The organism is Collinsella aerofaciens, assembly GCF_040926185.1.
Taxonomy (GTDB): domain Bacteria; phylum Actinomycetota; class Coriobacteriia; order Coriobacteriales; family Coriobacteriaceae; genus Collinsella; species Collinsella aerofaciens_BC.
This window is the reverse complement of sequence record NZ_JBCOIQ010000019.1, coordinates 1-21,157: the sequence shown is the minus strand read 5'-3', so window position 1 is coordinate 21,157 and position 21,157 is coordinate 1. Positions and strand designations below refer to the sequence as shown.

The window sequence follows — 21,157 nt, the reverse complement described above, 5'->3', positions numbered from 1 at the left end:
TCTCGTTTGGCGAGTGTCCAATTTTCCACGCTCGTGCGGCGGGCACGCGAGCCCTTCGCCCAATCCGCTGGCATCGTCTCCAGTTCGCCGCAGGGTCGCGGCCCCATATGGGTATACTCTCGAGGATTCGACTCGATTCGCCCCCGCTGGGGCGTCAAAGGAGACTGCATATGCCCACCACCTCAACCGACCCGCGCGCCGCAGCCGCTGCACTGCTGGTGTCCGGCACTACCTGCCACGGCTTTGCCGTCGAGCGCCGCGAGACCGTGCCCGAGCTCGACTCGGACGCTTACGTGCTGCGACACACTGCCTCGGGCGCTCGTCTGCTGTACCTGGCGTGCGACGACGAAAACAAGGCCTTTGCCATTGGCTTTAAGACGCCGCCAGCCGATTCCACCGGCGTGTTCCATATTCTTGAGCACTCGGTGCTGTGCGGATCGGCCAAATTCCCCGTCAAGGAGCCGTTTGTCGACCTGATCAAGAGCTCCATGCAGACGTTCCTCAACGCCATGACCTACCCCGACAAGACCATCTACCCCGTTGCCACCACCAACGAACAGGACCTGTACAACCTGATGGACGTGTATCTGGACGCGGTGTTCAACCCAGCCATCTACACCAAGCCGACCATTTTTGAGCAGGAAGGCTGGCACTACGAGCTGGACCTGTCGGAGGACGCCGAGGGCGACGGCAACGCCGCGAGCCTGCACGAGGGCACGCTGCGCTATAACGGCGTGGTGTTCAACGAGATGAAGGGCGCGCTGTCCGACCCCATGAGCGTGCTGGACGACGCTGTCAACGCCGCGCTCTATCCCGACACCGCCTATGCGCACGAAAGCGGCGGCGACCCGCGCGCGATCCCCGCGCTCACCTACGAGCAGTTCCTGGACACGCACGCGCGCCACTACAATCCTTCCAACTCTTATATAACGCTCTACGGCGACCTAGATGTGGACCGCGCGCTGGCGTTTTTGGACGAGCGTTATCTGTCGCAGCCGAGTGCCGCGAGCTGCCGCATGGACGCTGCCGTCGCCGCCGGCGAGGACCCGTCCACGCTGGCGCCCAATCCGCTGGGCGTGCAGGCACCCGTGACCTGCGAGTACAAGCGCGTCGAGATGGCCACTACACCCGAGAACGCCCTGGTGGGCCTGGGCCTGGTGCTGGGCAGCGCGCTCGACCGCAAACGCACGATCGCGGCGGATATCCTGTTCGAGGCACTGCTGGGCTCCAACGAAGCACCGGTTAAGAAGGCCATTCTGGCCGCCGGCCTGGGCGGCAACGTGGTGAGCTACACCGCGGCCGAGAGCCTGCAGCCCTACGAGCTCATCATGCTGCAAAACGCGCAGCCCGGCGTGGCGCGCGAGCTGCGTCGCGTGTTCCAGGACGCCTGCCGCGACCTATGCGAGCATGGCGTTCCGCGCGAGCGCCTGGAAGCCATCATCAGCAGCAACGAATACGACCTGCGCCAGCGCGACTACGGTATCGCCGACGGCGTGGCCATTGCGTGCGACGCGCTGAGCACGTGGCTCTACGATGACGACGCCGCGACGCTGGCGCTCAAGTACGGCCCGGTGTACGAGGAGCTGCGTAGCGAGCTGGACGGCAGCTATTTTGAGGACCTGCTGCGCGAGCTGGTGCTGCAGAACGATCACATGGCACTGGTCGAGCTGGTGCCGGTGGACGCCGCCGAGGGTTCGGAGGGTGCCGAGGCCGCCGAGCTGGCAGCCAAGCGCGATGCCATGACCGATGCCGAGCTGGCCGACGTGGTCGAGCGCACGGCCGCGCTGCGTGCCGCGCAGGAGGCGGAAGACACACCCGAGGCCAAGGCCACGCTGCCGCGCCTGCGCGTGTCCGACATTGGCGAGGCGCGCCCCGAGCCGCCACTGGTCGTGGACACGACCGCGCCCATCCCCTGCCTGCGCCACGGCATCCCCACCAACCGTCTGGCCTACGCCATGCAGTATTTCGACCTGAGCTGCGTCGCGTTTGAGGACCTGCCCTATGTGACACTGCTCTGCCGCCTGCTTAAGCAGCTGCCCACGCGCGAGCACTCGGCCGAGGAACTCGATAACTTACTCGCCGGCAAGCTCGGCTTTTTGAGCTTTACGACCGAAGTCATGACGCAGCCCGAAGTAGACGGCGTGCGCCCCTACCTGCTGGTGAGCGCCGGCGCCCTGTCCGAGAAGATCGATGCACTGGCGAGTCTGCCGCGCGAGGTATGGTCGAGCACGCTTTTGGCAGACGCCGACGCCGACCGCATGCGCGACGTGCTCACGCAGATTCGCATTGGGCTTGAGCAGGGCTTTATCAACAACGGCCACTCGGCGGCACTCGGTCGCGCGATGAGCTACAGCTCGCCTTCGGCCGTGGTGCGCGAGCAGCTTTCGGGCGTTGATTTCTATCTGTTCCTGCGCGATTTGCTCGAGCACTTTGACGAGCGCGTGGACGGGCTGCGTACCAAGCTTGCCGAGCTGGCGGAGCGCATCTTTGTGGCCGATGGCTGCATGGCGAGCTTTACCGGCAGCGACGAGGACTTTGACGCGTACTGGGATGCCGCGGGCGACCTGGGGCTGGATGCGGGCGATGGTGCCGGCCGCGACGCGCTCGCGGTGCCGGCGCCGTGCGACCGCCACGAGGCTTTCGTGATCCCCAGCGACATCTGCTTTGCCGCGCGTGCGTGCGATCCGCGTCGCTTGGGGCTTGACGTGACAGGCGCTTGGGCCGTGGCTGCCAACGCGCTCTCCTACGACTACCTGTGGAACGAGATCCGCGTGAAGGGTGGTGCGTACGGTTGCGGATTCCGCGCAGCCGGCGAGCGTCAGGCGGCGTTCTACACCTACCGCGACCCGGCAATCGACCCCTCGATTGAGCGCGTGGCGCGCGCAGGCGAATGGCTCGGCAGCTTTGAGCCCGACGAAGCCGCCTTTGAGGGCTTTATCGTGAGCTGCGTGAGCGGCATGGACGCGCCGGTGAAGCCGTACGCGCTCACCAAGCGCCGCAACACGACCTACCTGGCCGGGCTCGATCCGCATGCGCGCGAGGAGCGTCGCGCCCAGATGCTCGCCGCCACGCCCGGTGAGCTGCGCTCGCTCGGCACCGACGTGACGCGCATCGCAGCCGAGTCGCCCACCTGCGTCTTTGGCGGCCGCGACGTCATCGCAAAGAGCAACGCCGGCTTTAACGTCATCGACCTGCTGGGCTAAGGCACGGCAATCAAAACCACCACAAAGGAGACAGCACCTTCGTGGTGGTTTTGCCGTCTTTATCGCGTTTGCCCAGATAAAGCCTGCCAAAATAAACCTGTCCCTTTTTGGTAGGTTTGGGAGAGAGGGCCGGGATGGACAAGGCTGAGTTGCGACGGGCGGTGATTGCTCGGCGCGATGCTCTTGATTTGGATGTGCGGGCGGCAAAGTCTGCCGTTATCTGTGCGCGGCTGGTTGAGCTGTCGGATCGCTTGGATGCCGCGGTGTCGCGCACCGTTGCCGTCTATGCCGCGGTGGGTTCCGAGGCAGACCCTGCCGCGTTTGCCGCTGCGACCGCCGCGCGCGGCTGGCGCGTGGCCTATCCGTGCATGCTCTCGGCAACAGACACCGTGGCTTGTGGCCAGCGCATGTGTATGCGGGCAGTTGCCGCCGACGATGCGTCCGCGGCTCCGTTTATCGCCCACCCTACGCGGGCCTTTGCGGCCACGGACATCGACAGCAACCACTTCCCTATCGTGCCTGCCGAAGCTCTCGACATGATCGTCGTGCCGCTCGTGGCCTTCGACCAAACCGGCGCGCGCCTGGGCTACGGCGGCGGTTGCTACGACCGCTACCTGCCCATGCTCTCGCCCGCATGCCAAATCATCGGCATCGCCTTTGACGAGCAGCGTGTCGACCGCGTTCCCACCGACGCTCACGACCTGCCGCTACCCCACATCATCAGCGCCTAATCGCCGCCATATCAGCCACGGCTACAGCAGTACCATCGCAGCCTAGTGCTCCTCGCCGGCGCGGGCCAGGTCGTAGGGCGTGGTCTGGTAGACGTAGTAGTTGAGCCAGTTGGTGTAGAACAGCTGAGCCTGGCTGCGCCAGACGTTGCGCGGCTCGGCGGAGGGGTCGTCGCCCGGGAAGTAATGCGCCGGCACCTCCGGGTTGAGCCCGCGCTTCACATCGCGCTCGTACTCCAGGCGCAGCGTGTCGGTATCGTACTCGGGGTGGCCAAATACAAAGAAGCGACGGCTGTCGGTCGACTTGACGATGTACAGGCCAACCTCATCGGACACGGCCACGACCTCAAGCTGCGGCTCGGCCTCCACGTCCTCGCGGCGCACATCGGTGTTGCGCGAATGCACGGCATAGAAACGGTCGTCAAAGCCGCGGACCAGCGGGCTTTGCGGCTTCACCAGATAATGCTCGAACACGCCGCTCGCCTTTGCCGGCAGGTCGTACTTCTGGATGCCGTAATGATGGTACAGGCCAGCCTGCGCGCCCCAGCAAATGTGCAGCGTGGAATGCACGTGCGTGGTGGACCAATCCATGATCTGGCAGAGTTCGGGCCAGTAGTCGACCTCCTCGAACGGCATCTGCTCCACCGGCGCGCCCGTGATGATCAGGCCGTCGTAGTGGATGTCGCGGATGTCGTCGAACGTGCGGTAGAACGTCTCCAGGTGGCCGGCGCTCACGTGCGTGGCCTCGTGCGTCTTGGTGCGCAGCAGGTCCACTTCCACCTGCAGCGGCGTGTTGGAGAGTTTGCGCATGATCTGCGTCTCGGTGGCGATCTTGGTGGGCATGAGGTTGAGGATGAGCACGCGCAGCGGACGGATGTCCTGGTGCAGCGCGCGGTGCTCGGTCATGACAAAGATGTTCTCGCTCTCGAGCTGCGCGGCGGCAGGGAGGGCGTCGGGGATGCGAATGGGCATGGATGCTCCTTACGAGTCAGTTGCAGCTATGGTACAACGAGCGGCCCCATCCGCGCGAGCACATCGCCCAGCGATGCCGTCAGCGGCCCAAATCACTCCAAAAGTAGAGATTACGGCATGTCCCAAAAATCTATGGCGCTTTAGCCTAGCAAAGTGGCAGCAGGACGCTACAATGGTTCGACGCGAAAAACTCGGCCGAAAGGATACATATATGTACCAGACGCGTAAGATCGGTGTGGTCGGCCAGGGCCACGTAGGAGCACATGTTGCCAACAGTCTGCTCATGCAGGGCATTGCCGATGAGCTGTACCTGTGCGATATCAACGAGGCCAAGGTGACGTCCGAGGTCCAGGACCTGCGCGACTCCCTTTCGTTTGTCCCGTACAACACCAAGATCGTCAACTGCTACGACCACTACGAGGAGCTTGCCTGCTGCGACGTCATCGTCAACGCCGCCGGCAAGGTCGCACTGGCCGCCGGCAACCGCGACGGCGAGCTGTTCTTTACCACCGACGCCGCCCGCACCTTTGCCAAACGCATCGTCGACGCCGGCTTCGACGGCATCTTCGTAAGCATCTCCAACCCCTGCGACGTCGTGTGCACCGAGCTGTGGCACCTGACCGGCTACGACCCCAAGAAGATCATCGGCTCGGGCTGCGGCCTGGATTCCGCCCGCCTGCGCACCGAGATCTCCAAAAAGGTCGGCGTGAGCCCCAAGTCCATCGACGCCTACATGATCGGCGAGCACGGCTTTAGCCAGCTGGCCGCCTTTAAGGCCGCAACCATCGCCGGCAAGAGCCTTAACGAGCTTCAGGCCGAGAACCCCGACAAGTACGCCTTCGACCACATGGAGGTCGAGGAGCTCGCACGCAAGGGCGGCTACGTAACCTACCAGGGCAAGCAGTGCACCGAGTACGCCGTCGCCAACTCCGCCGCGCGCGTCTGCGCTGCCGTGCTGCACAACGAGCACGCCGTGCTTTCGGCCTCCACGCTCATGACCGGCCAGTATGGCGAGGAGGGCATCTTTACCTCCCTGCCGTGTGTGATCGGTGCCGAGGGCGTCGAGGAGGTCTACACGCTCGACCTGTCCGAGCACGAGCTTGAGGGCTTCCACAAGAGCTGCCAGCACATCCGCGACAACATCGCCCAGCTCGACTGGTGGGACGCCGAGGCCTACGACGCGAAGTAGGCCGCCGGCTGCCGCAACCTTGCGAATCTATGCGCGATACTAAGCGGGCCGCGCCGGAAACCCACCGGCGCGGCCCGCTTTTTTGACTCACGCAGTGCCCCTGCGAATCGAAGGTGAATACTTTTCCCGTTACTTAGTACTGCTCGATGCCCATGTAGCGACGAATCTCAGGGCTGTGGTCGAACACCTTTCCGCGGGCGGCGCGCAGCTCGCAGCTCATGTTGTAGAAGAAGATCGGCTCCAGGTACGAACGCACGCTGGCGGGCACCTCGCCCACGCCGTACTCGAGTGCATCGAGCACCATTACCGTATCGGTATGCGTGTTGAGGAACGCCAGCGCGCGCTCCTCCATGGGGCGGCACTCGCCCGATCCGAGCTGCACAAAGTAGAACACGCCGGGCTCGGTGGCCTCGAAGGGGCCGTGGAAGTACTCGCCGGAGTGGATGTAGCAGCAGTGCTGCCACTGCATCTCCATGAGCGAGCAGATGGCCATGGCATAGGTCTGGCTAAAGTTGGGGCCGGAACCAAGGATATAGAAGAACTTGTGCTGCTGGCAGAGCTCGGCAAAGCGATCGCCCAGCTCGGCGTTGACCTTCTCGCGGGCGGCGGGCAGCAGCGCATCCATCTGCTTGAGGCCCTCGTACATGTCAGCGAGTGCCTCGTAGCCTTCCTGCTGGTCGAGCAGCTCGGCGGCGATCAGAGCGCCGATGCCCTGCGGCACCTCGACCTGTGACACGCCCTCGCCCCACGGATAGACCCAGGTGGTCCACTTGCCGTTATCGATCTTGGAGCCCTCGCAGTCGGTGAGGGCAACGACCTCGGCGCCGGCAGCCAGCGCCATCTCGCAGCCGTCGACGACCTCCTGCGTGTTGCCGCTGTGGCTGCAGGCAATAACGAGCGACTTCTCGCCAAGGCTCTTGGGGGCCATCAGGCAAAACTCGCGTGCAGTGTAGACCGTCGAGGTAAACGTGGTGGCCTCGCGCTTGAGCAGCTCGTTAGCCGGCATCAGGTCGATCATCGAACCGCCGCAAGCGATCCAAAAGACGTTCTCAATCTTGCCCTTGCGCTCGATGATTTCCTGAACCAGATCATGTGCGTTCATCCTGGTTTTCCTCCTTGTGTGGCGGTTTTGAACGACGACAGCTCGTACCTGCGGTCGTTCTATGTTGTCCTATTTATAGCACGCACGACGACGCTCGTGAAGTCATTTCACCAAACTTGTTCTATGTTGTTCTATCTATGGACGTTAGATGTCGAACACGTAGCGCGAGCCCACGATCTTTTGGCGTCCGAGCAGCAAGGGCCGCTCGTCCGCATCGGTAAAGTACGCCTCCATATAGAAGAGCGGCTCGCCGACCGGCACCTCCAGCAGCGGGGCTGCCTGAGCATCGGCAAGCGCAATCTCCACGGTGCAGGGGTCGGATTTGAGCGGCGCGCGGCCCGAATGCTCGGCAACGAGCGCAAAGATGGAATTGTCCGTGAGGTCCTTGTCGGCAAGCGTCTGCAGATAGGGATGGTCGGCCAGCACGAAGGCGTTGTTCTCGAGCATGACGGGCACGCCGTCTGCCGTGCGCACGCGCTCGACAACGATGAGCTCGCAGCCGGGTTCCACCCCAAAAAACGCCGCGTCCTCGCGCGTCGCCGCAACCACCGTGCGTGACACCAGACGTGCTCCGGCCACCATGTCGTTGGCAGCGCAACCCTCGGAAAAGCTCTGAACGTCACCCTTCTGGACAATCTTGCGCTTGAGCTTGGGCGCGCACACAAACGTGCCCCTCCCCTGCTGGCGGTTGAGATACCCCGCGCGCGACAGCTCCTCGATGGCGCGGCGCACGGTGATGCGTCCCACGCCGTAGTACTTCACGAGCTCCATCTCGGAAGGAATGCGCGAGCCGGCGGGGTACACACCGCGCGCGATCTCGCCCTTTAGGTCATCCATGACCTGTTGGTACAGCGGCACGGCGGGCACGTCAGTGCGGTCGGTTTTATCGTCGAATGCCATCGTTACGCTCCATCCCGCGCATGCTCGGACTCAAATTCTTCAATCGCCGCCATAAACTGCTCGCCAAAGGCGTCGGCTTTTTTCTCGCCAATGCCGTTGACCTGGATCAGCTCCTCGCGCGTCTGCGGACGCAGGCGGCACAGGCCGCGCAGGGCCTTGTCGGAAAAGACCATATACGGCGCCATCTCCAGCTCGGTCGAGATCTCCTTGCGGAGAGCACGCAGGCGCTCGAACAGCTCGGCATCGTCGCCAACGCGCGGGTGCTGGTCCAGCTCGGCCTCCTCGCGCAGCAGATCGACGGCGCGGCGGGCGCGGGCCGAGGCCTTGCGCTTGGACGCGCGACGCTTAACGGTAAAGACGAACGCCTCGTCCTCGACCTCGCCGGCACGCGGACCCAGTCCCACGACCGGGTACTGCCCCTGCGAGGTGGCCAAATAACCGCGACCGCACAGCTGCCCGATGATGTCCTTGATGCGCCCGACCGATTCGCTCGACAGCTCACCGTAGCCGCGGTCCTCGTCCAGATGCATCTGGCGAATGCGCTCGGTGTTGCCGCCGTGGAGCACGTCGGCGATCAGCGACTTGCCAAAGCGCATGGGTCGCGTGGCCACATAGCGCACGGCGGCGCGGGCCATATCGGTGACGTCCTCAACCTCGAACTGCGTGAGACAGTTGCTGCAGCTGCCGCAGCCCTCGGCATCGTCCGTGGCGGCGCTGCCCGCACCGGCCGCAGCCGCATGCTCGGCCGCGGCCTCGTCGCCAAAGTAGCGCAGCATGTATTCGCGCAGACAGCCGGTGGTATTGCAGTAGCCCTCCATCTGGCTGAGCAGGCGATAACGGTTCTGGAGCGCCCACGCGCGCTGCTCGTCGTCAAGCGCCTCGTCGGCCGCATCGCCACGGTCGATCAAAAAGCGGCGCATACGGAAATCGTTGCCGTTCCACAGCAGATGGCAGCTGGCCGGGTCGCCATCTCGGCCGGCGCGGCCCGCCTCTTGGTAGTAAGCCTCGATGCTCTCGGGCACGTTGTTGTGAATCACGTAACGCACGTTGGGCTTGTCGATGCCCATGCCAAAGGCGTTGGTGGCAACCATCACCTGGATGTCGTCGTCGATAAAGGCACGCTGGCTCTGGCGGCGGGCGTCGTTGCCCATGCCGGCATGGTAACGGCCCACGCGAATGCCGCTGGGTCCCAACGCCTCGGCAAGCTCGCCCGCCAGCGCATCGACCGTCTTGCGAGTCGAGCAATACACGATGCCGCTCTCGCTCGAATGCGCAATCACGTAGTCGCGCACCCAGGCAGTCTTGGCCTTGTCGCCCATCTCCTCGCAACCAAAGTAGAGGTTCTTGCGATCGAAGCCCGTCACCACCGTCGCAGGATTTTGCAGGCCGAGCATCTGCTGAATGTCCGCACGCACGCGCTCGGTCGCCGTGGCGGTAAACGCCGCCACGATCGGGCGCCGCGGCAACGAATCGATAAACTCGCGAATCTGCAGGTAGGCGGGGCGGAAATCCTGGCCCCATTGGCTCACGCAGTGGGCCTCGTCAATGGCCACGAGCGGCACGCCAATGCCGCCGTCCGCCGCGGCCTCCTGCGCAAAGGCTAAAAAGCGCGGCTCGAGCAGGCGCTCGGGCGCCACGTACATAAGCTGATAGCGGCCCTCGCGCGCCCGCTTGAGCACGGTGTTTTGCTGGGCCGGGGTAAGGCTGGAGTTGAGATAGCTGGGTCGCGCACCCGCCGCGAGCAACGCACGGGTCTGGTCCTCCATAAGCGACAGCAGCGGACTCACCACAAAGGTGATGCCGGGCAGCATGAGCGCGGGCACCTGGTAGCAAATGGACTTGCCGGCGCCCGTGGGCATAACACCCAGCGCATCGCGACCGGCAAGGATCGCATCGACCATGCGGTCCTGCCCCGGGCGAAACGAGGTGTAGCCAAAATAGGCGCCGAGCGTGTCGAGCGCCATCTGCTGCATGCTATCGATCATGGTTTCCTAACGTCAGAATCATCTGCCGCCGATTATACGCCGCCACGCGGACCGGCGTCGCCCGGCTGTCAGCCACGCTCATTCTGCGGGTAGTCGTTGGGGACGTTCTTGAATGACTGGCCGTTTAAGAACGTCCCCAACGACTAAGGAGTGTCCCCAGGTGCCGGCACAAAAGGAACGTCCCCAAGTGCCGGCCCGGCAACGTCAATGTTTTGGCAATGTCAGCGAAAGCCCACCAGAGCGAGCAAGGTGCCTTGAAACAAGGCGGCATTGATCTTTTGATCATGCCGCCGAAGTTGAAAGGCAGATTGCCGCTCTGGCGGGCTTGCAGCGTCGATCGGTCCGCCGTTCGTAAGAACGGCGGAACCAACCCTACATCACCATAACGTAGCGCGATCCCACGTAGTACTGCTTACCCATCAGGACCGGCTCGCCATTGGGGCCCGTGAAGCCGGCACGCAGGTTGAGCAGCGGATCGTGCGGAGCAATGCCCAGCTCGGCCGCCTGCTCGGTATTGGCACGAACGGCCTCGACCGTGCGGTAGCCAACCGAGACAATCGGCGTTCCGCCAACACGCTCGACCTCGGCAAAAATCGACTTGTCCTCAAGATCGGCCGTCAACAGCTCACGGTAGGCGTCAAACGGCACAAAGATGTTCTCCTCAAAGATGGGCTCGCCGTCGGCCGTACGCACGCGCTTGATATGCAGCAGCAGCGCATCCTTCTGCAGGCCAAAGAACTCCATCTCGTTTTGGCGCGCCGGAACGATCTGGCGATCGATCACGTGCGCACCGGCCTTCATGCCGTTGCCGGCACACAGCGCGGTAAACGTCTGCAGCGTCGAGGCGTGAAACTGGCGGTTGATGTGCGGCGTGGAGACAAAGGTGCCGCGGCCCTGCTGCTTAACCAGGTAACCATCGGAGCACAGCTCCTCGACAGCGCGGCGCACCGTAATACGGCTCACCTCGTACTGCTCGGCTAGTTCAAGCTCGGACGGAATACGCTCCTTGGGTGCATAAACACCTTTCTCGATCGCATCCTTGATTTCGTCATAAATCTGCTGGTAAAGCGGTGCATTTTTGGGCGCAGGCATATCTGATCACTCTTATCAAAATAGCTAAATTTCTAATACGTATATAACGTCTAGTTTCATGTTACCTCATATTGATAAAACGATACACCCTCCCTACCAAAAAGCGACAGCTTCATTTTGGTAGGTTTTATCTGGGCAAACGAGAGCCCTCGAAAGCAACGGGGCTTTCGGGGGGCTCGTTCGGATGGGTTGCGCAGGACCGGCAAAATGCCAATACCCTACTTGCCGTCGTCCTGCTGCAGGCTGTCCTGTTCGCTGAGGCGCGCCTGCCTGCTGGCCATGCGTGCGGGCTTGTCGGGATCGGGAACGGCCGTGGGCATGGGCTCGTCGACATGACCGCCCCACCAGCCGCCCACAAAGTTGAGCGTGTGGAACACGTTGATCACGGCGCCGGGATCAACGTCGCACACCAACTTGATAATGTCCTGGCTCTCGTAGGTCGAAACAACGGTGTTCAGCAGGTACATCTTTTCGCGGCTGTATCCGCCGACGACCTCGGCGCAGCTAATGCCGTGCTGAAAATGGTTTACGTAGGCAGTCATGACCTCGTCTGCCTTGCGCGTCGTAATCTGCAGCGTCACGCGATCGTAGCGACGATAGAAACTGTCGATGGTCTTGGTCGAAATAAACTGGAACACGATGGAATACGCCGCCTTGTCCCAGCCAAACATAAAGCCAAAGATCGCCAGGATAAAGCAGTTGAAACCAAAGATGACGCCCCAGATGGTCTTGCCCGTGTGGTTGGAAACCCACAGCGCGATAAAGTCGGTGCCGCCGGTGGATGCGCCGGATTTAAGTGCGATGGCAGCGCCCAGACCCGAGACCACGCCGCCAAAAATGATGAGCATGATCTTGTCGCCCAAAAATGGAGCGAAGTGAAAGACGTTGAGGAACAGCGACGAGAGCACGACCTGCATCATCGAGAAGATGACGAAGCGCTTGCTAATGCCGCTCCAGCATAGGAGCGCCACGGGGATGTTGAGCGCGAGCATACCGAGCGAAATGTCGATGTGAACGCCGCCCAGCGAGGTAACGCGATCGAGCAGGACCGCAACGCCGGTGAGGCCGCTCGGAAGCAGGTCGGCGGGCTGAATGAACGCCTGGATCAGGAATGTCTGGAGGACGGCAGAAATTGTGACCGCCACGGCAGTAATGGCACGGCGGACGATGGTGAGGCGGCCGAGCATGAGCACGCGGTCCGTGAGCTGATCGATGGCGTTCGCCACGTAGGCTCCTTTCGAAGGCAGATGTGGTTGTGGGGCATGCCCGCGATTGTAGCATGGAGCGTGCGGGGGCGCTTCAATTCAACCTCCCTCGACAACCAAAACGGGACCAGCAACCCCCACGACCAAAGGGCAAAATTCCAAGTGAGTAGACTTTTTACGATCTGCCGAGCACACCCAAAACCGCCACCCCTGTGACCTGCGGTTTTACAAAGGAAGATATGCATTGTGCTCGGCCTACGCCAAAAAGTCTACTCACTTAGCCCGAATCGAAGCCAAACGGATCAAAATCGAAACCAAATTGAGCCAATCCACCGCAAAAAACGTTTGAACCCGTGCTTCTCGCGGCGGATTGACACTACAAAGCGGCCAAAATGTCGGTCAGATTATCAATAACGGCATCGGCTCGCGATTGATCGAGGTTGACGCCCTCGTGCGGACGCAGCGCCAGGACGTGGGCACCGGAGCGCTTGCCGGCCTCGATGCCCATGGGCGAGTCCTCGATCACCAGGCACTCAGCGGGCTCCACGCCCAGCGCCTCCATGGCGCGCTGGTAGATCTCGGGGTCGGGCTTAAACGCGCTGCACTCGTGGCCGCTGATGGTGTAGTCCAGCACGTCGGCGATACCGGCAATCTCCACCAGCTCGTCGATAAGCTCACGATAGGACGAGCTCGCGATGGCGCACTTCACGCCACGCTCGTGCAGCGCACGCATTACCGGCGCCGTCTGCTCGTTAAGCAGCTCGGCATACGGAACGGGATGGACCGGGCTGTAGACCTGCTTGTACTCCACGCGCAGGCGCTCACGCAGTTCAACATCATCGGGCACCAGCGCCTTCCAAATGGCTGGCTCGTTTGACCCCGAAAGATCGGGGATCTCGTCAAAGTGAAACCCCTTCTCCTCCATAAACGCCACGCGGCGGCGGTTGTAGAACCACTCGGTATCGACCAGCACACCGTCCATATCAAACAGCACTGCCTTGATCATACGCATCTCCTCCCACCTGCCAAAAAGGGACAGGTTTATTTTGGTAGGTTTTATCTGGGGTTTTACAGCGCAACGGGCACGCCCTCCCCAAAGCAAAAAAGGGGACAGGGCACAAACCCCATCCCCTCTCAATCAACCCGTAAGGTCTACTTACTTGCGATTAGTAGGAAAGCTTCCACATGTAGCGACGCATGGTCAGCGGGTGCTGACGGGCCTCGGCGAGCTGGTTGCCGTACTCGCGCATAACGGCGAGGTGCAGCAGCGGGTTGAAGTAGGTGAGGACGCTTGCCGGCACGGCGTCGGCCAGGCCGTAGTCCTTGGCGTCGATCAGAGCGACCTTGGCGCCCATGCGCTGCAGGAAGGTGAGGGCGCGAGCGTCCATCGGACGGGTAGCACCGTCGGACATGAAGAAGATGTAGGGCTTACCCTCGGTGGAAACCTCGAACGGGCCGTGGAAGTACTCGCCGGTGTTGTAGGCGGCGGCGTCGATCCACTGCATCTCGGTGAACAGGAAGGCGGCGTGAGAGTATGCCATCTTCTCGGAGGCACCGGAGGCCATGAAGTAGACCATCTTGTCGTCCTTGAAGTCCTGAGCGAACTGCTTGGCCAGGCCCTTGGCGGACTCAGCAGCGTTCTGGATGAGCTCGAAGATGTTGGTGAGGCCGGTGATCATGTCCTCGTAGTGATCATAGCCCTCGGTCTGCTGAAGGATCTCGAGAGCAAGAGCGATGGCGTAGGCGGGCTTCTCGGCCTTGGCAGCATGGTTGGCGTGGAAGCCGTGAACGATGACGTGGTCGGCGTCGACGGTCAGAGCGGAGCCAGCCTTGTTGGTGAGGGAGACAACCGGGCAGTTGTGCTTCTTGGCGGTCTTGTTGGCCTCGACGGTCTCGGGCGTGGAGCCACCGAGGGAGCAGGTGATCACGAAGGTGTGCTCGTTGACCCAAGAAGGCGTGTCGTAGTTGAACTCGTTAGCGGTGAAGATCTGAACGTTCAGCTTGTCCGTGTTGTTGGCCAGGAAGTACTTGGCGGGGTACAGATCGGACATGGAGGCACCGCAGCCGACGAAAGCGACGCTGTGGATCTCGTGGTTGGACAGGACGTCAGCGACGATCTGCTTAGGGAGGTTAAGGTCGATCTCGTACATCTGACACATTCCTTTCGAATTTTTGCGGCGCCACTTTGCCGGACGCTCGCAGGGTTACCGTGATATGAGCCGAATCGCCGGCTCGTGCGCAACAAAGGAACAATCCCTTTGTCACATTTTAGGGATGGGAACCTGCCTGGGGTATGGAATGCCAGGCAGGCCCCCGGGGGAAAGCGATTAGACGCTCGATCGCGACTAGGCCAGGATGCCGGCCGCGGAGAGGGCGATGCCGCCCACGATGGCGATCACGAGAAGCCAACCGGTGTTGACGTTCTTCTTGATGAGCGCATACATAAGGCCAGTGAGGCCGAGGGAGATCATCTGAGGCATCATGCCGTCCAGGATGTCCTGGATAACGACGGTGCCGTCAGCGAACTGCAGCGGGGTGGTGGCGCCGATCAGCGTGGCGATCATGCCGCCCACGGACATAAGACCCACGATGCCGCAGACATACACGAGCTTCTCCATGAGGTCGCCGCCCTGGAGCTTGCTCAGGTACTGGTGGCCGCCCTGATAACCCATCTTGGCAGCGAACCAAGTGATCAGTACGGAGGGGACGATGGAGATGAGCATGGCCAGAATCGGGCCCATGATGGAGCCCTGCTGAGCCAGCTGAACGCCCAGACCAAAGGCGATGACGCGGATGGTGCCCTGGAAGAAGGAGTCACCGATACCGGAAAGCGGGCCCATGAGGGAGGTCTTGACCGCGTTGATCGAATCGGGGTCGAAGTTCTCGGGATCCTTGGCGTACTCCTCCTCCATGGAAGCGGAGAGGCCCAGGATGAAGGCGCTCGTCTGCGGGGTGCAGTTGTAGAACGCCATGTGACGGTGGTAAGCCTCTTTCTTAGCAGCGAGCTGCTTGGGGTCGGACTCATCCGGATAGAGGCGGTCGAGCGTGGGAACCATGCCGTAGAGGAAGCCCATGTTCATCTGACGCTCGTAGTTCCAAGAGGCCTGGATGGCCCAGGAGCGCCAGAAGAACTGGCTGACCTTCTTGTTCAGGGACACGTCCTTGGTTGCGGTTGCCATAGTGTGTTCCTCCTTAGTCTTCGTCGTCTTCGAGCGGATCGTAGTCGGAATCGACACCGGCAGCAGCATGGGAACCGTTGAACTTGAAGCCCATGAAGACGATAGCCAGGCACACACCGATCAGAGCGACCGCGATGACGGACAGGTTGAGGTAGGCGGCGAGCAGGAAGCCAATGAACAGAAACGGGGTCATGCCCTTCTTGATCATCATGGTGAGCAGCAGGGCCAAGCCGTAGGCGGTCATGATCTTGGTCGAGACGTTCAGACCAACGGACAGCCACTCGGGAACCATGTTGACGATGGCCTGGACCAGGTCGGTACCGACGAAGACGGCCAGGAAGATCGGCAGGAAGTACATGATGGCGTACAGACCGGAGCCGGCGCAGATGTGCATGCGGTAGGCGGTCTTGAACTTGCCGTTATCGATCGCGCTATCGGCCACGTGGGTGAGAGCGGCGATGATGGAACGGAAGACAATGCCGAGGAGCTGACCCAGAACGGCGACCGGGATGGCGATCGTCATGGCGGTCTCGGCGGAAGCATCGGTCAGGCATGCGAAGGCAGCGGCCACGATGCCACCCAGGACCATATCGGGCGGAACGGCTGCGCCGACCTGCACCAGGCCCATGGACACGAGCTCGACGGCGGCACCGACGGCGAGGCCGGTGGGCACATCGCCCAGCAGCAGACCGACGAGCGTAGCGCCAACGAGGGGCTGCTCGAAGTTAAGACGACCGAGCAGGCGGGAGTCCCACATGCAGAACACGCCGACGAGGCCGACGAGCACCGCACTGATGAACGTATTCATACCCTTCTCCTTTCAGTCAGGCAAAAGCCTGGTTGATTACAGCTTGGCGTCGATGTCGACGCTCTGATACGTAGGGGTCTGCTGGACATAGAGCTTGATGCCCATGTCGAGCAGCTGGTTGACGTCGGCCTTCTGGGCGGCGTCGAAGAAGACGGAGCTGTCCTTGCCGCCGACCTGATCGGCACCGTCGTGGTTGGCGGTGGCGCCCAGGTTGATGGCGTCGAGCTTGTAGCCCTGGCAAAACTGCAGCATCTCGGCCGTGTTGCCAAAGACGAACATGACGCGCTCGCCGAGGGTGTTGAGCTTATCCATCTTGGCGAGGGCACGCTCGACGGTGAAGACATTCAGGCGCACGCCCTGGGGCTTGGCCAGCTTAAGAGCGCCCTTCTTGATGTCATCGTTGGCGGCAGCGTTGTCGACGACGATGATGCGCTCGGCCTGAACCTTGGTGGTCCAGGTAAAGACGACCTGGCCGTGCAGCAGACGGTAGTCAAGACGTGCGAGGACGATCTTGGCGGGAGCGGAGCTGTGACGGGACGCCTTGGCCTTCTTGGCGGGGGCTGCGGGAGCAACCTCGACCGGTGCGTTGGGGTTGGTCAGACCGGTGCGGGCCTCGTTGATGAGGGCCGCGAGCTCGGCGCCCTTGACGGGGACGGGGCTCATAGCGAGCGTGAGCGCCAGCGGGATGTTGAAACCGCTGACAACCGTGAACTTCGTGCCGTTCTTGGAAAGCTCGACCATGTTGTTGTTGACCGAGCTGCCGAGCATATCGGTCAGCACATAGACGGTGTCGTCCGCGTTGAACGTGGCGATCATAGCCTCAACCTTATTGGTGATGGGCTCCTTGTCGTCACGAGCAAGCGAAACGACGTGGACGTTCGACACGTCGCCGAGAACCATCTCGAGCGTGTCTTTGGCGCCTGCGGCCAGGCCGCCATGAGATGCGAGAATGATCTGATTCATCTTGCCTCCTCCTTTTCGTTATGGTCATTATAACGTCTTATACGTTGCTTATATTGCTAATTAGTATAAAGACCGTTCGCGGGTGAAAATCGACCGTTGACGGGTTTAACGTACTCGAAACGTTGGGCTGGGTAGGCCGGCGCTAGCTGGATAACCCCAGGTCAGACCCTGCGCGCAATCCCCTATCGCACGAAGTACCAGGGGCTTTCCTGTACGGTGGGTTCCAGCGCAATGCCGGTGCGTTCCTTAAACAGATCCATGTCCTGAGATTTTTCGGTCCACCACGCGTTGGGCTTAAAGGTCATGCTCTCAACGATATGGCCGACAAAGGCGCTGTTGCGCAGCTTGGAGAAGTCGGTGTTCATAATCAGGATGGACGCGAGCACCAGCACGATGCCCAAGACTTTAATCGCGCCGGCGGGCTCGGCGTAGACACCAATGCCCACCAGTACGGTGACGACCGTCTCGAAAGACATTACGACGGGAACTTTCGATGTCTCGAGCCCCATGGACAGACCCTGCATATATAAGATGTAAGCAACGGCTGTGGGGATGAGTCCAAAGCCAAGGAACAGCAGCAGCAGCTGTGGCGACATTGCCGCGGCGACATCCGGCCACGGAGCCGCGATAGCCGCCATAACCGCACCGCCAAAAACAAAGCCCCAAAACGTGACAGCCAGCGGGTGGACCGTCTTGGTTGCTATTCGGCTAAACACCGCGAGCGACGCACCACAAAGGCCTGCAATCACGCCCGACGTGACGCCCCAAACCGAAAAATGAAAACCGGAAAGGTCGCCATTGGTCACTGCAAGCACGCAGCCTACGATGTTAAAGACAATGGCAACGAGCTTGTTGGGGGTCACGTCCTCGCGATAAAGCACGCGGCCGAGCATGACGCCAAACACCGGCGAGGTGTAGAGCAGCACCGAGGCCGTGGACATGCCCACCTCGCCCATGCACTCGTAATAGCAGGTGTTGGCGGCGGCCAAACCGACGATGCCGACAAGCGCACAGGGAACAAGCTCTTTAGGGCTTGCCTTGAACAGGGCCAGCGGACCCTGAGCCACGGTAGACCCCTCACCCGGACGGCAGCCCATAAACATCAGGACCGGCGCCAAGATAAGCGCTCCGACCAACAAGCGAAAGGCAGCCATGCTCTGGGACGAAACGCCCATGGCCGAGATGCCGTTTACAAAGATTCCGATGCTGCCCCACATAAGCGCGGCGACCAGCACCAGCACATAGCCCAGATTGCTTTTCTTCAACGCAGCCTCCTCGGTATTGTTTCCAATATGTTTCACACTACGTTATAGTCGTTATATACATTTTTCAAGACACAAATCGCCGAACGGAAAAATCTGCTTCCCAGCATACTCATTGGGGATGTTCTTAAATGAACTGTCGTTGGGGACGTTCCTGAATGCCTAGTCGTTTAAGTACGTCCCCAACGACTAAAGCGCCGCTGGTTGAGCATAAATCAGCGAGCGGGTCGCATTTGAGACAAGGTGACGTGAAACGAAAGGGCGCTGACCTTCTGGTCGCGCCCTTGAAGTTGAACGTCAGATTGTCCAAATGCGGCCCGCGCAGCGTCGGCCCGTTACGCGGTTTGGTAAAACCGCGTAACTCTTAGTAGTCCAGCTTCCACATGTAGCGGCGCGTCATGTAGTCCTTGTGGGTGACAGCAGAGAGCGCACGCATGTACACGTTGTTGAGGACCGGGGCAAAGATCAGGTGGTTGAAGTACTCGCTCACGCTGTCCTTGATGTCGTTGAGGCCGAGCTCCTTGGCGTCGAGCTGATAGACGCGCTCGCCACCGTACTGATTGACGAAGCGGATACCGCGCTCGTCGTTGCAGCGGCTGCGGCCGACGCTGATGAGCTGGAACAGCGAGGTGCGCTTGTCCAGGATCTCGAAGGGACCGTGGAAGAAGTCGCAGGTGTTGATGGTGCAGGAGTCAATCTGCAGCATCTCCTGCACGTTGCAGATGCTAAAGACGTAGGCGGCACCAAAGAGCGGACCCTGAGCCATCACGTTGATGCAGGGCTTGTCGGCGTTCTGCTCGGCCCACTTGGCAGCGAGCGGACGGGTGTACTCGACGGCCTTACGATAGATGGGGTCAACCAAGTCGAACGCAGCCATAGCGGTCTCGTACTCGGCATAGCCCTCGGTCTGCTGCGTAAGCTCCATGGCGATCATGGTCACGACGGCGGAGTTGGTACGGCCCATGCAAGACTCGTCGACGGCCAGGCTGTCATACTGAATCTTGTAGTCGCAGACCTCGGTGAGGCCGGACTCGTCGACATAGATGGCGATGGTGCTGGCGCCGTGGTCCTTGGCGACCTGGGCGGCGACGATGGTCTCCTTGGTGCCGCGCATGGACACGACGACGGCCAGGGTGTTCTCGTTAACGTAGGCGGGGGTTGCGTGCACGAACTCGTTGCTGGTGTAGCTGGAGCTCACGACCTGCGTGGCCTCGTGCTCCATAAAGTACTGAGCAGGATAGTTGCCGCCGTTGGATCCGCCGGCGCCAATCCACACGACGCGCTTGATGCCGCCCTTGTCTGCCTTGTCAGCCAAAACCTGGGAAACGACATCCTTAACCTGTTCCTGAGTAGTCATCGTGCATCAGCCTTTCTTCTCGTTTGATGCTCTCGATGGCATACAAGTTACATACATGTTTTGGCTATGTCGACTAGTTGTATGCTATATTTGTCTTAGAAATTTTGCTGATGTGGTTTTCGATTACTAGCTACCAGCTGTTTTGTTGTTGTATTGAATACATGCTTGATTAGACTCACATACAAGTTAGATACAGGTTGATCGCATGAACGCTTCGTCTAAAAAGAAACTGGCCCAATACGAGCGCTTGGCGGGCATGCTGCGTGACCGCATCGCCGCCGGCGTCTACGCGCGCGAAGACAAGCTGCCGTCCGAGATGGAACTCATGGACGAATCGGGGCTGTCGCGCAGCACCGTGCGCCATGCCCTTAAGGTGCTCGTTGATGAGGGTCTGGTTCGAACCGAGCGCGGGCGCGGCGCCTTTGTGGCCGACACGCCGGCGCTCCACGAGAACAACCTGGTGTTTTCGAGCTATACCAAACAGGTCGAAGGCCAGGGCATGAAGCCCACCACGCGCACCGTGGACTCGGGCTTTGCCAAGGCGGCCGGCAGCATAGCTAAGTTCTTTGACGCCGCCGTGGGCAGCAAGCTCGTCAAACTTGTCCGTCTGCGTTATCTGGACGATGCGCCGCTGTGCCTGGAGACCACCTATCTGCCACCAAGCTTCGAGGCACTCATCGACCGCGATATCAACGGTTCGCTCTACGCCACGCTGCGCCAAGAATTCCATCGCGCGCCGGCACAGGGGCACAAGACCTTTGAGGTGTGCTATGCCTCGCAAAACGAGGCGTTTTTGCTCAACGTTGAGCGTGGGCAGGCGCTGATCCTGATCACCGACTACGTCTACGACACCGACGGCCGCCCGCTCCATGTCTCCAAGCGCATCCAACGCACCGACCGCGCCAAATACACCGAACCCATCGGCTAGCGCACCAAACGAGGCAAACTGTACCTGATGAACGTTTTACCTGCGGTTTTATTAAATCTCAAGCCAGCATGGCACAAATGCCAACATCGCCTGGCAATACGCGCCGTCCAAGCTCAACTGTTCCTGCTCAGAATATCCAGTACCGCAAATCTAAGTGAGTAGACTTTTCGTGACCTGTCGAGCACACCAAAAACTGTCACCTCTGTGACCTGCACTGATAATTGTCCTTGGGGGAAGCGGGCACTGCGGGGGCGCGTCAACAGCGCGCGATTTCCGCGTCGCAG

The 21,157-nt window shown here is 61.1% G+C and carries 17 protein-coding genes; 4 read left to right on the top strand and 13 right to left on the bottom strand.

The window, feature by feature from the left end; all coding sequences use genetic code 11:
- Nucleotides 1-170: 170 nt before the first annotated feature.
- A complete protein-coding gene (locus AB5750_RS07870) occupies nucleotides 171-3,203 on the top strand; it encodes an insulinase family protein (RefSeq protein WP_368145982.1) in 3,033 nt (1,010 codons plus the stop codon).
- 134 nt (nucleotides 3,204-3,337) lie between these two features.
- Nucleotides 3,338-3,934 (top strand): 5-formyltetrahydrofolate cyclo-ligase, encoded by a 597-nt coding sequence (locus tag AB5750_RS07865; protein WP_270225934.1) that lies wholly within the window; start codon nucleotides 3,338-3,340, stop codon nucleotides 3,932-3,934.
- Nucleotides 3,935-3,976: 42 nt separating this feature from the next.
- Here the strand turns inward: AB5750_RS07865 and metA are convergent, their stop codons facing one another.
- On the bottom strand, nucleotides 3,977-4,903 hold the full coding sequence (gene metA / locus AB5750_RS07860; RefSeq protein WP_368145981.1) for a homoserine O-acetyltransferase MetA: 927 nt from the start codon (nucleotides 4,901-4,903) through the stop codon (nucleotides 3,977-3,979).
- A 211-nt stretch (nucleotides 4,904-5,114) separates the two neighbouring features.
- Here metA and AB5750_RS07855 point away from each other — a divergent pair, with 211 nt between their 5' ends.
- Nucleotides 5,115-6,092, top strand: a complete 978-nt coding sequence (locus tag AB5750_RS07855; RefSeq protein WP_117563734.1) for an L-lactate dehydrogenase — start codon at nucleotides 5,115-5,117, stop codon at nucleotides 6,090-6,092.
- Nucleotides 6,093-6,225: 133 nt separating this feature from the next.
- Here the strand turns inward: AB5750_RS07855 and AB5750_RS07850 are convergent, their stop codons facing one another.
- The 12 genes from AB5750_RS07850 to AB5750_RS07795 all read right to left on the bottom strand — a co-directional run bounded on the left by AB5750_RS07850 (nucleotide 6,226) and on the right by AB5750_RS07795 (nucleotide 19,945).
- A complete protein-coding gene (locus AB5750_RS07850; RefSeq protein ID WP_006235126.1) occupies nucleotides 6,226-7,194 on the bottom strand; it encodes an SIS domain-containing protein in 969 nt (322 codons plus the stop codon).
- Between the two features lie 144 nt (nucleotides 7,195-7,338).
- Nucleotides 7,339-8,094, bottom strand: a complete 756-nt coding sequence (locus tag AB5750_RS07845; protein ID WP_006235127.1) for a GntR family transcriptional regulator — start codon at nucleotides 8,092-8,094, stop codon at nucleotides 7,339-7,341.
- Nucleotides 8,095-8,096: 2 nt separating this feature from the next.
- On the bottom strand, nucleotides 8,097-10,079 hold the full coding sequence (locus AB5750_RS07840; RefSeq protein ID WP_368145980.1) for a RecQ family ATP-dependent DNA helicase: 1,983 nt from the start codon (nucleotides 10,077-10,079) through the stop codon (nucleotides 8,097-8,099).
- A 372-nt stretch (nucleotides 10,080-10,451) separates the two neighbouring features.
- The gene (locus tag AB5750_RS07835) at nucleotides 10,452-11,171 is read right to left on the bottom strand and encodes a GntR family transcriptional regulator (protein ID WP_022095156.1); all 720 of its coding nucleotides are present in this window, start codon (nucleotides 11,169-11,171) and stop codon (nucleotides 10,452-10,454) included.
- A 218-nt stretch (nucleotides 11,172-11,389) separates the two neighbouring features.
- A complete protein-coding gene (locus tag AB5750_RS07830) occupies nucleotides 11,390-12,397 on the bottom strand; it encodes a YitT family protein (RefSeq protein ID WP_022095157.1) in 1,008 nt (335 codons plus the stop codon).
- 355 nt (nucleotides 12,398-12,752) lie between these two features.
- Nucleotides 12,753-13,382, bottom strand: coding sequence for an HAD family hydrolase (locus tag AB5750_RS07825; protein ID WP_368145979.1), 630 nt, complete (start codon nucleotides 13,380-13,382; stop codon nucleotides 12,753-12,755).
- A gap of 160 nt (nucleotides 13,383-13,542) precedes the next feature.
- Complete coding sequence (locus AB5750_RS07820) at nucleotides 13,543-14,526, bottom strand: SIS domain-containing protein (RefSeq protein ID WP_368145978.1); 984 nt, start codon at nucleotides 14,524-14,526, stop codon at nucleotides 13,543-13,545.
- A 195-nt stretch (nucleotides 14,527-14,721) separates the two neighbouring features.
- A complete protein-coding gene (locus AB5750_RS07815) occupies nucleotides 14,722-15,555 on the bottom strand; it encodes a PTS system mannose/fructose/sorbose family transporter subunit IID (RefSeq protein ID WP_368145977.1) in 834 nt (277 codons plus the stop codon).
- A gap of 13 nt (nucleotides 15,556-15,568) precedes the next feature.
- Complete coding sequence (locus AB5750_RS07810; protein ID WP_117629035.1) at nucleotides 15,569-16,363, bottom strand: PTS mannose/fructose/sorbose/N-acetylgalactosamine transporter subunit IIC; 795 nt, start codon at nucleotides 16,361-16,363, stop codon at nucleotides 15,569-15,571.
- A 36-nt stretch (nucleotides 16,364-16,399) separates the two neighbouring features.
- Nucleotides 16,400-17,326 (bottom strand): PTS sugar transporter subunit IIAB, encoded by a 927-nt coding sequence (locus AB5750_RS07805; RefSeq protein ID WP_368145976.1) that lies wholly within the window; start codon nucleotides 17,324-17,326, stop codon nucleotides 16,400-16,402.
- A gap of 182 nt (nucleotides 17,327-17,508) precedes the next feature.
- Nucleotides 17,509-18,591, bottom strand: a complete 1,083-nt coding sequence (locus AB5750_RS07800) for a DMT family transporter (protein ID WP_368145975.1) — start codon at nucleotides 18,589-18,591, stop codon at nucleotides 17,509-17,511.
- A 361-nt stretch (nucleotides 18,592-18,952) separates the two neighbouring features.
- Nucleotides 18,953-19,945: an SIS domain-containing protein gene (locus AB5750_RS07795; RefSeq protein WP_368145974.1), complete on the bottom strand. Its 993-nt coding sequence runs from the start codon at nucleotides 19,943-19,945 to the stop codon at nucleotides 18,953-18,955.
- A 205-nt stretch (nucleotides 19,946-20,150) separates the two neighbouring features.
- On the opposite strand from AB5750_RS07795, the gene AB5750_RS07790 reads away from it, so the two are divergent.
- Nucleotides 20,151-20,873 (top strand): GntR family transcriptional regulator, encoded by a 723-nt coding sequence (locus AB5750_RS07790; RefSeq protein WP_368145973.1) that lies wholly within the window; start codon nucleotides 20,151-20,153, stop codon nucleotides 20,871-20,873.
- Nucleotides 20,874-21,157: the final 284 nt, after the last annotated feature.

What these genes read in the sequence shown, in the direction of transcription:
- AB5750_RS07870 (WP_368145982.1), top strand. Translation starts at nt 171, where the DNA reads ATGCCCACCACCTCAACCGACCCGCGCGCCGCAGCCGCTGCACTGCTG.
- AB5750_RS07865 (WP_270225934.1), top strand. Translation starts at nt 3,338, where the DNA reads ATGGACAAGGCTGAGTTGCGACGGGCGGTGATTGCTCGGCGCGATGCT.
- metA (WP_368145981.1), bottom strand. Translation starts at nt 4,903, where the DNA reads ATGCCCATTCGCATCCCCGACGCCCTCCCTGCCGCCGCGCAGCTCGAG.
- AB5750_RS07855 (WP_117563734.1), top strand. Translation starts at nt 5,115, where the DNA reads ATGTACCAGACGCGTAAGATCGGTGTGGTCGGCCAGGGCCACGTAGGA.
- AB5750_RS07850 (WP_006235126.1), bottom strand. Translation starts at nt 7,194, where the DNA reads ATGAACGCACATGATCTGGTTCAGGAAATCATCGAGCGCAAGGGCAAG.
- AB5750_RS07845 (WP_006235127.1), bottom strand. Translation starts at nt 8,094, where the DNA reads ATGGCATTCGACGATAAAACCGACCGCACTGACGTGCCCGCCGTGCCG.
- AB5750_RS07840 (WP_368145980.1), bottom strand. Translation starts at nt 10,079, where the DNA reads ATGATCGATAGCATGCAGCAGATGGCGCTCGACACGCTCGGCGCCTAT.
- AB5750_RS07835 (WP_022095156.1), bottom strand. Translation starts at nt 11,171, where the DNA reads ATGCCTGCGCCCAAAAATGCACCGCTTTACCAGCAGATTTATGACGAA.
- AB5750_RS07825 (WP_368145979.1), bottom strand. Translation starts at nt 13,382, where the DNA reads ATGATCAAGGCAGTGCTGTTTGATATGGACGGTGTGCTGGTCGATACC.
- AB5750_RS07820 (WP_368145978.1), bottom strand. Translation starts at nt 14,526, where the DNA reads ATGTACGAGATCGACCTTAACCTCCCTAAGCAGATCGTCGCTGACGTC.
- AB5750_RS07815 (WP_368145977.1), bottom strand. Translation starts at nt 15,555, where the DNA reads ATGGCAACCGCAACCAAGGACGTGTCCCTGAACAAGAAGGTCAGCCAG.
- AB5750_RS07810 (WP_117629035.1), bottom strand. Translation starts at nt 16,363, where the DNA reads ATGAATACGTTCATCAGTGCGGTGCTCGTCGGCCTCGTCGGCGTGTTC.
- AB5750_RS07805 (WP_368145976.1), bottom strand. Translation starts at nt 17,326, where the DNA reads ATGAATCAGATCATTCTCGCATCTCATGGCGGCCTGGCCGCAGGCGCC.
- AB5750_RS07795 (WP_368145974.1), bottom strand. Translation starts at nt 19,945, where the DNA reads ATGACTACTCAGGAACAGGTTAAGGATGTCGTTTCCCAGGTTTTGGCT.
- AB5750_RS07790 (WP_368145973.1), top strand. Translation starts at nt 20,151, where the DNA reads ATGAACGCTTCGTCTAAAAAGAAACTGGCCCAATACGAGCGCTTGGCG.